9 protein-coding genes are annotated in these 13,625 nt (G+C 65.8%); 5 read left to right on the forward strand and 4 right to left on the reverse strand.

The features are described from left to right. The first annotated feature begins 133 nt into the window (after positions 1 to 133). The 3 genes from G5B40_RS13150 (at position 134) to G5B40_RS13160 (ending at position 4,807) form a co-directional block, all read left to right on the forward strand. Entirely contained in the window at positions 134 to 1,318 is a 1,185-nt protein-coding gene (locus tag G5B40_RS13150; protein ID WP_165099417.1) for an amino acid aminotransferase, read from the forward strand. Between the two features lie 96 nt (positions 1,319 to 1,414). After that, complete coding sequence (locus G5B40_RS13155) at positions 1,415 to 3,499, forward strand: 3-hydroxyacyl-CoA dehydrogenase NAD-binding domain-containing protein (protein WP_165099419.1); 2,085 nt, start codon at positions 1,415 to 1,417, stop codon at positions 3,497 to 3,499. A gap of 429 nt (positions 3,500 to 3,928) precedes the next feature. Beyond that, on the forward strand, positions 3,929 to 4,807 hold the full coding sequence (locus tag G5B40_RS13160) for a DUF2189 domain-containing protein (protein ID WP_165099422.1): 879 nt from the start codon (positions 3,929 to 3,931) through the stop codon (positions 4,805 to 4,807). Positions 4,808 to 5,012: 205 nt separating this feature from the next. Here G5B40_RS13160 and G5B40_RS13165 read toward each other — a convergent pair whose 3' ends face one another. The 4 genes from G5B40_RS13165 to G5B40_RS13180 form a co-directional block, all read right to left on the reverse strand. After that, the gene (locus tag G5B40_RS13165) at positions 5,013 to 7,064 is read right to left on the reverse strand and encodes an NAD(+) synthase (RefSeq protein ID WP_165099425.1); all 2,052 of its coding nucleotides are present in this window, start codon (positions 7,062 to 7,064) and stop codon (positions 5,013 to 5,015) included. Positions 7,065 to 7,131: 67 nt separating this feature from the next. Then, positions 7,132 to 8,973, reverse strand: coding sequence for a M3 family oligoendopeptidase (locus G5B40_RS13170; protein WP_425500062.1), 1,842 nt, complete (start codon positions 8,971 to 8,973; stop codon positions 7,132 to 7,134). Positions 8,974 to 9,541: 568 nt separating this feature from the next. Beyond that, positions 9,542 to 10,366, reverse strand: a complete 825-nt coding sequence (locus G5B40_RS13175) for an OmpA family protein (protein ID WP_165099427.1) — start codon at positions 10,364 to 10,366, stop codon at positions 9,542 to 9,544. Positions 10,367 to 10,599: 233 nt separating this feature from the next. Beyond that, positions 10,600 to 11,064, reverse strand: a complete 465-nt coding sequence (locus G5B40_RS13180) for an acyl-CoA thioesterase (RefSeq protein ID WP_246209505.1) — start codon at positions 11,062 to 11,064, stop codon at positions 10,600 to 10,602. A gap of 118 nt (positions 11,065 to 11,182) precedes the next feature. Between G5B40_RS13180 and G5B40_RS13185 the strand changes: the two genes are divergently transcribed. After that, entirely contained in the window at positions 11,183 to 11,914 is a 732-nt protein-coding gene (locus G5B40_RS13185; RefSeq protein ID WP_246209506.1) for an HAD family hydrolase, read from the forward strand. Between the two features lie 120 nt (positions 11,915 to 12,034). Beyond that, positions 12,035 to 13,609: a trimethylamine methyltransferase family protein gene (locus G5B40_RS13190; protein WP_246209507.1), complete on the forward strand. Its 1,575-nt coding sequence runs from the start codon at positions 12,035 to 12,037 to the stop codon at positions 13,607 to 13,609. Positions 13,610 to 13,625 lie beyond the last annotated feature (16 nt).

The raw sequence follows: 13,625 nt of genomic DNA on the forward strand, positions 1-13,625 counted from the left end.
GGTAGCTTCCTTCCCGGTCAATCTTTCGGCTCGGAGACTTAAAGCCTCGGACCACTTCATTCCAGTAAAGAGACGCAGATTGATCCCGCACGCGATTTGGGGCTAGTTCCGGCGAGATTCAGGAGTCCGGCCCATGTTCGCAAACCTTCAGCCCTCGCCCGCCGATCCGATCCTGCAACTCGCAGCGGATTTTCGCGCCGATCCGCGGGAGCGCAAGATCGATCTTGGCGTCGGCGTCTATCGGAACGACGCCGGCCTGACGGTGATTCCGAAGGCGGTGAAGCGCGCCGAGGCCCGGCTGCTCGAAACGCAGGAGACGAAGACCTATCTTGGGCTTCTTGGCGATGTCGCGTTTTCCGCCGCGATGATCGATCTGGTGCTGGGGGACGCGGCGCCGGTCGAACGGCTCGCGTCGATCCAGACTCCGGGCGGAAGCGGCGCACTCTGGATGCTGATGAGCCTCGCGGCGTCCGCAGCGCCGGGCGCGACGATCTGGCTCTCGTCCCCGACCTGGCCGAACCACCGCGCCATCGCCGAGGGGGTCGGACTGAAAACCCGCGATTACGCCTATTTCGACACCTCGACCGGCGCAGTGGATTTCGAACGGATGGCGGCCGATCTGAAGGCGGCGAAATCCGGCGACATGGTGTTGATCCACGGCTGCTGTCACAATCCGACGGGCGCGAATTTCAGCGCCGCGGAATGGGCCGCGCTGACCGAGATGGCGCTCGCGCAGGGTTTCACGCCGCTGGTCGACATCGCCTATCAGGGGTTCGGCGACGGGTTGGCCGAGGATACGTCCGGGCTTCGCCACATGGCGGCGCGGGCGCCCGAGATGCTGATCGCCGCCTCCTGTTCGAAGAATTTCGCGCTCTATCGCGAGCGGACCGGCTGCGCCGTGGTCCTGGCCGAGACGCCGGCGGCGGCGCGGGCGGTGGAGGCGAACCTCAAGACGCTGATGCGGATATCGATCTCGATGCCGCCCGACCACGGGGCGGCGGTCGTCCGCACGATCTTAGCCGACCCCGCGCTCCGCGCCGAGTGGGAGAGCGAGATCGCCGCGATGCGCGGTCGGATGCTGACGCTTCGCGCGGCGCTGGCGGAATCCCTGCGCGCGCGCACCAATTCCGACCGTTTCGACTTCATCGCCCGGCATCGCGGCATGTTCAGCCTGGTCGACGCGACGCCGGCCCAGGTCAAGGCGCTGCGCGAGGATCACGGCGTCTACATCATCGGCGACGGCCGGATGAATGTCGCCGGGCTGAACGAGTCCCGCATCGACGAGGTCGCCGACGCCTTCGCCGCCGTCGGGCTCTGAGCCCGAAAGGGCGGCCCGAGAGGCCTGCGCCCCTAGGCGCCATCGGACGAGATGGTTAGCTTGCGCGCAGATGATCGACCCTCCGGGAGAAATGAAATGTCCGACAGCCCCGTTTCCGTCGCCATCGATGGCGATCTCGCCATCGTCACCGTCGACAATCCGCCGGTCAACGCGCTGGCGCACGCGGTCAGGGAAGGGCTTTCCGAGGCGGTGAAGACGGTCGAGGCCGCGGATGTCGGCGCCGCGGTGCTGGTCTGCGCCGGGCGCACCTTCATCGCCGGGGCGGATATCCGCGAATTCGACATGGCGCCGAAAGCGCCGCACCTGACCGAGGTGGTCGGCCAGATCGAGATGTGCTCGAAACCCTGGATCGCCGCCATTCACGGCACCGCGCTTGGCGGCGGGCTGGAGACGGCGCTCGGCTGCCACTACCGCGTCGCGGCGGCGACGGCGAAGATGGGCTTGCCCGAGGTTCATCTCGGCATCCTGCCGGGCGCTGGCGGCACACAGCGGTTGCCTCGCATCGTAGGCGCGGCGGCGGCGGTCGAGATGATCACCACCGGCGTCCCGGTCTCCGCCGCGCGCGCGAAGGAGATGGGGCTTGTGGCGAAAGTGGTCGAGGGCGACCTGACCGAAGGCGCGAAGGAATTCGCGCGTTCGGTCATCGGCGTCACGCCGCCCCGGATCGACCGCGCGCCCGCCGCGCCGGCGCCCTCCGACGCCGAATGGGCGGCGATGCGCGCAAAAGTGGAGAAGGCCGCGAAGGGCCAGATCTCCCCGCTCGGCTGCTTCGACAGCATCCGCAACGCCTTTCGCCTCGATCTTGACGCCGGGCTGGAGGCGGAGCGTGAGGGCTTCATGGTGCTGAAGGATTCGGATCAGTCCAAGGCGCTCCGCCACGCGTTTTTCGCGGAGCGCGCGGTCGCCAAGCCGAAGGTGATCGCGGGCGCCAAGCCGCGTGAGATCGCCCGTGTCGCGGTGGTCGGCGGCGGGCTGATGGGCTCCGGCATCGCCACTTCGCTGCTACAGGCCGGCCTCGAGGTCACGATGATCGAGATGAGCGCGGACGCGGCCGAGGCCGGGCGCGCCCGCGTCGAAACCAATCTCGATTCGGCGGTGAAACGCGGAAGGCTCTCGGCCGAAGGCAAGGCGAAGCTGATGGCGGCGTTGACTCCCGCCGCCGATTACGGCGCCGCCGCGGGAGCCGACCTCGCCGTCGAAGCGGTGTTCGAGGACATGGAGGTCAAGCGCAAGGTCTTCGGCGCGCTGGACGAGGCGATGGGGGCGGAGGCGATCCTCGCCACCAACACCTCCTATCTGAACCCGAATGAGATCGCCGCCGGGCTCAGGAACCCGGCGCGCGTCGTCGGCATGCATTTCTTCTCGCCCGCCCATGTCATGCGGTTGGTGGAGGTGGTGCAGGCGGCGGAAACGTCGCCCGAGGTGCTGGCGACCGCTTTCGCGTTGGCGAAGAAGATGCGCAAGGTCGCCGCGCTCTCCGGCGTCTGCGACGGCTTCATCGGCAACCGCATGCTTTCCGCCTATCGGCGGGTCTGCGACTACATGATGGAGGATATGCGCGCGATCGAGCCGATCGACCAGGCGATCCGCGATTTCGGCATGCCGATGGGCCCATTTCAGCTCATGGATCTCGCCGGGCTTCAGATCGGCTGGGCGAACCGCAAGCGGCTGGCCCCGACGCGCGATCCGAAGGTGCGCTACGTGACGGTGGCCGACCGGCTTTGCGAGGCCGGGCGCTTCGGTCAGAAGACCGGCGCCGGCTGGTATCGCTACGAGAAGGGAGCCCGCACGCCGCTCTCCGACCCGTTCACCCAGGACGCCATCGAGAAGGCGGCCGAGGAAGCGGGCCGCGAGAAACGTGATTTCGACGCCGAGACGATCCGGCGCCGGGCGATGGCGGTGCTGATCAACGAGGGCGCGCAGATCCTCGACGAGGGAATCGCGGCCCGCCCGCTCGACATCGATATGGTCAAGATCTTCGGCTACGGCTTCCCGCGCTGGCGCGGCGGCCCGATGATGCACGCGGACATCACCGGCGTCGACAAGGTGCTGGCGGATATGGAGGCCGTTGCAGCCGACGACCCTGGCTCCTGGACCGTCTCGCCGCTGTTGCGCAAGGTCGCGAAAAGCGGCGAAGGCTTCGCGAAGCTGAATGGCTGATCGCGTCCTGTGGCCGGGCGGCTCCGCCGCCCGTCACTGCTGAAGCGCGACCTCGCCGTCCCGTTCGGTCACCACGAAGGCCCCGTTGTTGTCCTGTAGCCAGAACGCGCCGCCGTCCGGTTTCACGCGCACTAGCCGCGCTTTGGCGGCGGCGACACTGTCTCGTGACCGGCGATCAACCGATCCGAAAGAGGAGCGGTGATCGCCTTTTCATCGAATTCGAGTCGCGTAGCGCCTGCGCGAACCAGAACCGGAGGCTCGTTACGCCTCAGCCTGAAATCGCCGGCCGAACAAAACTCCGTGAGACTCCGATAGAGCATGACAAGAGCCGGCGATAATCATGTAGGATACGTCTACGCCTGAACCCGGAACCGCACGGCGTCTTGAGCCAATTCTGACTCGTTCGATCTTCTGCGGGGAGATAGCGTCATGGCCGAAGTGATCGGCAATCCACTTACATGGGCGGTGCGCGTCCTCGGTCGGGGCGCGCATCATGTGGGAGAAGGCGCGGGCGAGTTCGTCGGCGAAGACACCGCGCCGATCGAGATCCGCGACCTGAGGACATCCGATCTCAGGCTCGCGCTGCGCAGGGGCGTCGACGATTTCATGGCTCTTCGCACCGATGTGATGTTCATCGTGGTGATTTATCCTCTCATCGGCGTTCTCCTGACCTGGTTCGCACTCCACAGCGCGCTCCTGCCGCTGATCTTTCCGATGATCGCCGGTTTCGCCCTTCTAGGGCCGGTCGCCGCCATCGGCCTCTACGAGATGAGTCGTCGCCGGGAATTGGGCCTGCCGACGGGATGGGGCGATGCGTTCAACATCATGACATCGCCCTCATTCGTCCCCATCGTGGTTCTCGGGGTCTATCTCGCCGCCATCTTTCTCGTCTGGATGCTGGCCGCCTATGTGCTTTACAATCTGACCCTCGGTCCGGCTCCGCCGAGCTCGATCCCGGCTTTCGTTCAGGATGTATTCACCACCGGCGCTGGTTGGGCGATGATGATCGCCGGGGTCGCGATCGGTTTCTGTTTCGCGGCGCTCGTCCTGGCGATCAGCCTTGTCTCGTTTCCGCTGCTCGTGGATCGCCATGTCGGCGTTCTGAACGCTGTCATCACCTCGGTGCGGATCAGCCTGCGAAGCCCTGTATCCGTCGCCCAATGGGGCGCGATCGTGGTGGTGTTGCTGGGAGTGGGCGTCGTAACGCTGTTCATCGGCTTGATCTTCGTGCTGCCGGTTCTCGGTCACGCGACCTGGCATCTCTATCGGCAGGCCGTCGTCAGCCCGGTTCGACCGAAAACACCCTGAGTCGCCCGGCGCAGATAGACGCCGGGGCCTCGAGATCTCCACCATGGCGGCGGGCCGTGATGGATTTCCCGTCGCGGTGAGAGAGCGCACCGGCGTACTCCGCCGGTCGTCCAAACCTTGTAGAGAAGTTGAAATCCGGTTAATGGAAATTGATTCATAGTTATATAACAATAACTTGGATATCTTATCGCGTGCGATAACGCGCTCAGATCTCCTCCGGGCAGTTCTCCTCCAGTTCGGCGATCCAGGGCGCCGCGACGCCATCCGAGGGCGCTCTCCAGTCCCCGCGCGGGGAGAGTGAGCCGCCTGAGGCGACCTTCGGGCCGTTCGGCATTGCGGAGCGCTTGAACTGGCTGGTCTGGAAGAACCGCCAGAGAAACGCGCGGAGCCATTTCCGGATCGTCGCAAGGTCGTATTCGTTGCGCTTTTCCGCCCGCATATGCGGCGGCCACGCCCCCGCCTCCCGGTCCCGCCAGGCATGCCAGGCGAGGAAGGCGATCTTCGACGGGCGAAGCCCATGGCGCGAGACCCAGAACAGATTGAAATCCTGCAATTCATACGGCCCGACGATCTCCTCCGTCTTCTGCCCCGGCGTCTCGCCATCGCCCGGCACAAGTTCGGGCGAGATTTCGGTGTCGAGAATGCGCAGAAGCACCGCCGACGCGGTCTCGCCAAACCGGTCGGACGCCGCGACCCAGCGGATCAGGTGCTGGATCAGCGTTTTCGAGACCGAACCGTTGACGTTGTAATGGCTCATCTGGTCGCCGACGCCATAGGTGCACCAGCCGAGCGCGAGTTCCGAAAGATCGCCGGTCCCCAATACCAGCCCGCCCTTCAGATTGGCGAGCCGGAAGAGCAGAGAGGTCCGCGCCCCGGCCTGGACGTTCTCGTAGGTCACATCATGGACGCTCGCGCCTTCACGGTGCGGATGGGCGATATCCGCCAGCATCTGGCGCGAGGCGGCGTCGATCGAAATCTCCTCCGCCGTCACGCCAAGCGCGCGCATCAGGTCCCAGGCCGCCGTCTTCGTCGCCGTTGATGTGGCGAAGCCCGGCAGGGTGTAGGCGAGGATATCGGTCCGCGGCCGGCCGAGCCGGTCCATCGCCTGCGCCGCGACGAGCAGCGCCTGCGTCGAATCGAGCCCGCCGGAGATTCCGATCACCACACGCTCGATCCCTGACGCCTCCAGCCGTTTCACCAGCCCGGCGACCTGGATGTTGTAGGCCTCGAAGCACAGCTCATCGAGCTTGGCGTCATCGTCGGGCACATAAGGAAAGCGGTCCACCGCGCGGTGAAAGCCGAGATCGCCGCCGGGCGGGTCGAGCCGGAACGGGATAAGGCGGAACGCCCGCCCTTCCAGCGCCGCGCAATCGTTGAAGGAGCCATGGCGAAGCCGCTCCTGCGCCAGAACGTCGAGATCGATATCGGCGGTGAGCAGCTCCGGCGCGTCGGCGAAACGCTTCGTTTCGCCCATCAGCGCGCCGTTCTCGTAGATCATCGCGTGGCCGTCCCAGGCGAGATCGGTGGTCGATTCGCCATGCCCGGCGGCGGAATAGAGATAGGCGCAAAAGCCCCGCGCCGATTGCGCCCGGCAGAGCGCATGGCGATAATCCGATTTCCCCACCGTGACATTGGAGGCCGAGAGATTGGCGATCACCGTCGCCCCCGCCATCGCCGCGGCGGCGGAGGGTGGAACCGGAACCCAGACATCCTCGCAAATCTCGACGCCGACCTTCATATCGGGGAAATCCTCGGCGGTGAAAATCAGATCCGTCCCGAAGGCCGCCTCGTGACCGGCGATCGTCGCGCTGTCCGTCGTCGCTTCGGCGCCCGAAGTAAAATGCCGTCGCTCGTAGAACTCGCGGTAATTCGGCAGATAGGTTTTCGGAACGATCCCCAGGAGACGCCCGCGATGGATCGCCGCCGCCACGTTGTAAAGACGACCAGCGACGCGCAGCGGCAATCCGGCGAACAGAAGCGGCGTCCAGGCCTCCGAAGATTCGATCAGCCCAGCCGCCGCCCTTTCCGCCCCGCTGAGCACCACCTCCTGTTGCAGAAGGTCGTCTATGGCGTAACCGGTAAGGCCGAGTTCGGGAAAGACGACGAGCGCGGCGCCGGCTTCGTGCGCCCTGGCGGCCATCTCGACCGTCGCCGCCAGATTGGCGGCGGGGTCGCCGACAAGGACGCGAGGGGTCGCCGTCGCCACCCGCGCGAAACCCTGCGCGTAGATATTGGAAAACCGACCGGTCTCAGGCATTTGCGCGCCTTTTCGAAGCTGGCGTGAGGTTAGCGCGCCAGCATCGGTCGGTCCAGCGGGGGGCGCTTCAGCCTTCCATCGCCTCCAACTCGTCGATCATCGCCGAGATCACGCCCAGCCCCTTGCCCCAGAAGGCGGGGTCGGTCGCGTCGAGCCCGAAGGGCGCGAGCAGCGCCTTGTGATGTTTCGAGCCGCCAGCCGCCAGCATGTCGAAATATTTCTGCTGGAAGCCCTCGGGCGCCTCCTCGTAGACGGCGTAGAGCGCGTTCACCAGTCCGTCGCCGAAGGCGTAGGCGTAGACATAGAAGGGCGAGTGGATGAAATGCGGGATATAGGTCCAGTAGGTCTCGTACCCCTCGGCGAATTCGAAGACCGGGCCGAGACTTTCGCGCTGCACGCCCATCCAGATGTCGCATAGCTGCTCGCGGGTCAGCTCGCCCTCGCGCCGCGCGGTGTGGACGCGAAGCTCGAACTCGTAGAACGCGATCTGCCTGACAACCGTATTGATCATGTCCTCGACCTTGCCGGCGAGGAGGGCGCGGCGTCTTTCCGGCCCTGCGGCCGCGAGCAGCTTCTTGAAGGTCAGCATCTCACCAAACACCGAGGCGGTTTCCGCCAGCGTCAGCGGGGTGTGGGAGAGCAATTCGCCCTGCCCGGCGGCAAGCACCTGATGGACGCCATGACCGAGCTCGTGCGCCAGGGTCATCACGTCCCGCGTCTTGCCGAGATAGTTGAGCATCACATAGGGGTGTGCGTCGGTGACGGTCGGGTGGGCGAAGGCGCCGGGCGCCTTTCCCGGCTTCACCGGGGCGTCGATCCAGCCCTTCTCGAAAAACGGCGCGGCGATCTCCGCCATTTTCGGGTCGAACCCGGCATAGGCTGACAGCACCGTTTCCTTCGCCTCGGCCCAGGGGATCTTGCGATCGTCGGCTTCGGGCAAGGGCGCGTTGCGATCCCAGTGCTGAAGCTTGTCGTGGCCGAGCCATTTCGCCTTCAACGCATAATAGCGGTGGCTGATCGAAGGATAGGCGGCGACCACGGCGTCACGGAGCGCGTCGACCACTTCGGGCTCGACATGGTTCGCGAGATGCCGCGCGGATTCCGGCTTCGGGAGCTTGCGCCAGCGGTCCTCGATCTCCTTCTCCTTGGCGAGCGTGTTCGTGATACGGGCGAATAGCCCGATATTGGCGCGGAACACCTTCGAGAGCGCGGCGGCGCCCGCGGCGCGGCGCTCTCGTTTCGGATTCGATAGAAGATTGAGCGTCGCTTCGAGGTTGAGCGGCTCCGCCTCGCCTTCGATCTCGAACTCCAGGCCCGCCATGGTCTCGTCGAATAGTTTGTTCCAGGCTGAAGCGCCGACCGGGCTCATGTCGTGCTGGTATGTCTCCAACTCGTCCGAAAGCTGGTGTGGACGAAAGCTCCGCAGGCGCTCCAGCCATGGCCGATAGCGGGCCAGCGCCGGGCTTTCGGCCAGCTTGCCCTCCAGCGCCGCATCGTCGATCCGATTCAATTCCAGCGAGAAAAAGACCAGCGGATTCGAAAGATCGGTCAGTTTCGACTCGCAGTCGGCGTAGAATTTGCCGCGTTCGGGCGCGGCGGTGTTCTGCTGATAGAGAAGTCCGGCGTATGACATGATCCGGCCGGATTTTCGCTGGATCGTCTCGTAGCGGCTCAGGATCCGGGCCAGCGCGTCGCCATCCATTTCCGCCATCAGGCCCTTGGCGTCGGCCGCGAAGGATGGGATTTCGGTCTCGAGCCAGTCGAAGTCCGCCTCCAGCTCGTCGCTCTCCATTCCTGGATAGAGGTCGTCGAGCCGCCATTCCGGAAGCTCGCCAAGCGCCCCGCCGCCCGAAGGTTCGGCGGAATCCATGAGAAGAGTGTTGCTGTGGGTCGGTGTGGCGGCGCGCATGATTTGTCCCTCGGGTCGGTCTGAGTTTGGAAACGGAATAGCGGAGCCCCGGTGGGGGCGAAACCCCGCCGGGTCTAAACCTTTACGTCGTCCTCCGGCGCCGGGTGCGGCGCGGGGGAGCTGGAATACATTTTGCGGCGGTTGACGATGTCGCCACTTGGCAGTCGCTCAGGCGCTTCATGGGCGTCGATGCCATCGATCAGCATCTGCTAGGGGTCGGTGAGCGTGTCGTCTTTGCCTGCGAAGTCTCGCCTGACCCTATCCGCAAGGTCGTCGTGGGCGCGCGGGTCGTCCCTGGCCGGGCCGTCACTCTCAACGGATGCGCGGTGATGCGTCGGGAAGAGTGGCGGGACGAACACGGTGGCGAGGATGGTGCGCGACAGGTGTGGCATCCCCGAGAGATAGGCGCCTCGCGGCGGGATGTCATCCCGGACTCGAATATCCGCATGGGCTTTGCATGGCGCGGGGCAGTGCGACAAGAGCGCGCCCGAGGAATATCGCCTCGCCGGACAAAGAAAAACCGCCCCGCATTTCTGCGGGGCGGTCCATCCCTCGCGGGATTTCAGTCTTAGTTGCCGATCGCGATCTCGACGCGCCGGTTCCGCGGCTCGCGGACACCGTCGCCGGTCGCCACGGCCGGCTCGGACTCACCGCGCGCGGCGCGGGTGACGCCACCCTGCGGAACGCCAGCGTCGGCGAGAGCCTGGGCCACGGTGTTAACGCGGCGCTGCGAGAGGCCGACATTGTAGGAGGCCGGGCCCGACGTGTCCGTGTGGCCGACGAGCGAGACGATCGGGTTGGCGACGCCGCTGAGGGCGGCGACGACATCTGAAACCACGCCGCGGGCGGCGTCGTTCAGGTTCGACCGATCGAAGCCGAAGTAGACAATGTAATTGGCGGGCGAAACGCCGATGCACGCGGCGTAGGCGGCGTCGAACTTCGCCTTCACTTCATCGGGGTCGAGGCAGCCGCCCGGCGACTGGTACTGCGCTTCGAGCCACTGATCCCAGAGCGCCTGAGCTTCGGCGCAGGCGGCGGGGTTGATCGACGAATTGGCGGCGATGTTTGAGCTCACCTCGGGGTAGAGCGCAACGGCTTCGCCGCCGATGCCCAACGCCGACGGATCCCACGGCGTGACGCCGCCGGACGCGGCCGCGTTGGAGCGGTCCATATAGCCCGCCGCGTCCATCCAGTTCACTTCCGTCGAGGCGTTATACGCCGCTAGACCCTGATACTGCTTGGCGAGCTCGGCGTTGAAATCGCCCCCGGGCATGTCCATGGCAAGGAAATCTTCTGCGACGAACGTCCCGCCGAGATTGGCGCCGGGAATGTTAGTGCACCCGGCGGCGACAAGCGCGGCGCCCGCCAGGATTGTATGGGAAATCTTCATCATCCCTCTCTCCGTACTCGTTACGGGCCGCACTGCTCGGCGCGCCCAGTTTGCTAACCCTCGTTAAGCCTGAACTGGCTTGATCGCGTTCTGGCACGTTGCCCGCGTAAAAACAACAATCGAAACGCCATAACGTTCATCCCTGCAACAGGATGGCAACTCCGTATCCATTTAGCAACAACCGGCTGCCGGCAAGGGGTTCCAGACGGGTATTGTGGCGATTTTTGGGCGGACTTTCAGCCTCGAGCGGGTGTTCGGGGCGCAAAACCCGGATCCAGCGCCGTCAGCGCCCGGCGGAGCGATTCGGGAATCGGGGTCGGCCGGCGGCCGGCGGCGTCCACATAGACGTGTACGTAGCGACAGAGCGCGGCGGGGGTTTCCGCGCCCGCGTGAAAGAGGCCGAGACCGTAGATCACGCTGCTGTTTCCGACATGGAGCGCCGAGAGGCCCGTCTCGAGAATATCCGGGAAACCGACGCTTGAGAGAAATTTGCAGCGTGTCTCGGCGACCAGGCCGACAATGGGCCCGCCGGGAACGTCGAGCGCGCCGCTGCCGATCAGCCAGCGGTTCACGGCGGTGTCGAAATACTCCGCATAGACCACATTGTTCATATGGCCGTAAATGTCGTTGTCGTTCCAGCGCGTGGGAATCGTCTGGATCTCGGGGAACGCGCTGCGCTTCGCTTCGGGATAATTCTCCACCTGTGTCTCCCCTCCGGCTGGAGAGCGGAGTCTTCCTCGCGCAGGGCCGCGATTCAAGCGGAGCCGTTGCGCGTTTCGGCGCATCCGCCTATGCCGATGGGGCAATCGGGAGATGCGGATGACGACGAGGATCAAGGGCGCGCTCTTCGACAAGGATGGCACGCTGATCGATTTCACCGCCACATGGCGCGGGCTGGTCGAGGGAATGATCGCCGACTACGCCGGGCCGGACGAGGCGCTCCGGGCGGCGCTTGGCGCGGCCATAGGTTTCGACGTGACGACCGGTCTGTTTCTGCCCGGCTCGCCGGTTGTCGCCGGCAGCACCGGAGAGGTGGCGGCGTTGATGGCGGCGCTCCTGCCGCGCGTCCCGGCGGCCGAGATCGAGGCCGAGGCCAACCGCCGGGCGGCCGCGGCCGGCGCCGGCGACAGCGACGCGATGTTGGCGCCGACGCCTGGTCTCGACGAAGCGCTGGAGCGGCTCTCCGGAATGCGACTCGCGCTCGGCGTCGCCACGCATGATTCCGAGGCGGCGGCCCGCGCCCACGTGCGGGCGCTGGGGCTGGAGCGGCGTTTCTCCTTTTACGCCGGCTACGATAGCGGCTTCGGGCTCAAACCCGGCCCGGGCATGGCGCGCGCATTCTGCAGCGCGACCGGATTCGCGCCCGAGGAAATCGTCATGATCGGCGACAGCATCCACGATCTCGGCGCCGGCCGCGCCGCCGGCGCCGCCGCTGTGATCGGTGTCCTGACCGGCCCGGCGACAGAGGCGGAGCTCGCCCCTCACGCCGACGCGATCATCCACGCCGTCGCGGACCTCCCGGACTTCCTGATTCGCCGCTTTCCCGCCTGAGGGGGCGACCGGCGCCGCCGAAAGGCGACCCCATGCGTCGCATCGGGCGATTGACGCGCGCCGCCATGGTGGGATGGTGGCGCGGCGCAAGCGTGCGCGCCGGAAGGAAAGTGACAGCAGATGACCGAGGCCGGGACCGGGATGTCGCCGCCGCGCGCGCGCAGCCGCTCAGGCGGGCGCGCCGGCAACCAGCGCAGGGGCGGATCCACGGCGATCCGGCAATCGCCATGGGAGATTGTCGTCAACAGCGATCATCCGACCACGCCGCTCAGACCGGAAGGCGTCGAGATGATCCATGACGCCGCGATGCGCGTTCTCGAAGAGATCGGCGTCGACTTCCTGAACGAGGAGGCGCGGAGCATCCTCGCCGAAGCCGGGTGCGATATCGCGCCGGACGGGCCGCGGGTGCGGATGGGGCGTGATTTCGTGATGGAGATGGTCGCGCGCGCGCCAAGCGAATTCGACATCACGCCCCGCAACCCGGAGCGGCGGGTGACGATCGGCGGTGATCACATGGTGTTCGTCAACGTCTCCAGCCCGCCCAACGCGATGGATCTCGATGGCGGCAGACGGGTCGGGAATATCGAGGATTTTCGGAACTTCATGCGGCTGACGCAGTATTTCAACTGCATCCATCTCGCTGGCGGCTACCCGGTCGAGCCGGTCGACGTCCACGCTTCGGTCCGTCATCTCGACTGCCTCTATGACAAACTGACGCTGACCGACAAGGTCTGCCACGCCTATTCTCTCGGTCGCGAGCGGGTCGAGGACGTGATGGAAATGGTGCGCATCGCCGGCGGCCTTTCCCATGAGGAGTTCGACGCCGCGCCGCGCATGTACACCAATATCAACTCATCGAGTCCGCTGAAGCACGATTACCCGATGCTTGACGGCGCGATGCGGCTGGCGCGGCGCGGCCAGCCGGTGATCGTCACGCCGTTCACGCTTTCGGGTGCGATGGCGCCGGTCACGCTGGCGGGGGCGACCGTGCTTTCCGTCGCCGAAGGTCTCGCCGCCATCGCGCTGCTCGAATACATGGCGCCTGGACTGCCCGTGGTGATGGGGACCTTCACCTCGAACGTCGATATGAAGAGTGGCGCGCCGGCTTTCGGCACGCCGGAATATGTCCGCGCGACGCAGATGGCCGGCCAAATGGCGCGGTTTTACGGCCTGCCGTTGCGGGCCTCCAACGCCTGCGCGGCGAACGCGCCCGACGGTCAGGCGATGTGGGAGAGCGCGAACTCGCTCTGGGCTTGCGTCACCGGCGGCGCCAACGTGGTCTATCATGGTGCGGGATGGCTCGAGGGTGGGCTGATCGCATCCTACGAGAAATTCGTGATGGATTGCGAACTGATCCAGCAAATCGCCCATTATCTGAAGGGCGTCAGCGTCGAAGAGGCCGACCTTGCGTTCGAAGCGATCCGCGAGGTCGACTCGTCCGGGCACTTCTTTGGCTGCCAGCACACGCAGGATCGTTACGAGTCCGCCTTCTATGCGCCTTTCTTGAGCGACTGGCGCAATTACGAAGCCTGGGCTGAAGCGGGCGGAGTCCAGACCGCGGAACGCGCGAACAAGGTCTGGAAGGGCATACTCGCGGAATACCGGCCGCCTTCGATGGACGAGGCGGTCAGGGAGGAACTCGCCGCGTTCGTCGCGCGGCGGAAATCCGAGGGCGGCGCCCCGACCGATTTCTGACCGGTCCGGGCGAGAC

The sequence above is a fragment of the Pikeienuella piscinae genome, assembly GCF_011044155.1.
GTDB lineage: Bacteria > Pseudomonadota > Alphaproteobacteria > Rhodobacterales > Rhodobacteraceae > Pikeienuella > Pikeienuella piscinae.

Coding starts and splice junctions, on each gene's coding strand:
- G5B40_RS13170 (WP_425500062.1), bottom strand. CDS start 8,973: ATGCGCGCCGCCACACCGACCCACAGCAACACTCTTCTCATGGATTCC.
- G5B40_RS13185 (WP_246209506.1), top strand. CDS start 11,183: ATGACGACGAGGATCAAGGGCGCGCTCTTCGACAAGGATGGCACGCTG.
- G5B40_RS13160 (WP_165099422.1), top strand. CDS start 3,929: ATGGCCGAAGTGATCGGCAATCCACTTACATGGGCGGTGCGCGTCCTC.
- G5B40_RS13155 (WP_165099419.1), top strand. CDS start 1,415: ATGTCCGACAGCCCCGTTTCCGTCGCCATCGATGGCGATCTCGCCATC.
- G5B40_RS13175 (WP_165099427.1), bottom strand. CDS start 10,366: ATGATGAAGATTTCCCATACAATCCTGGCGGGCGCCGCGCTTGTCGCC.
- G5B40_RS13165 (WP_165099425.1), bottom strand. CDS start 7,064: ATGCCTGAGACCGGTCGGTTTTCCAATATCTACGCGCAGGGTTTCGCG.
- G5B40_RS13150 (WP_165099417.1), top strand. CDS start 134: ATGTTCGCAAACCTTCAGCCCTCGCCCGCCGATCCGATCCTGCAACTC.
- G5B40_RS13190 (WP_246209507.1), top strand. CDS start 12,035: ATGACCGAGGCCGGGACCGGGATGTCGCCGCCGCGCGCGCGCAGCCGC.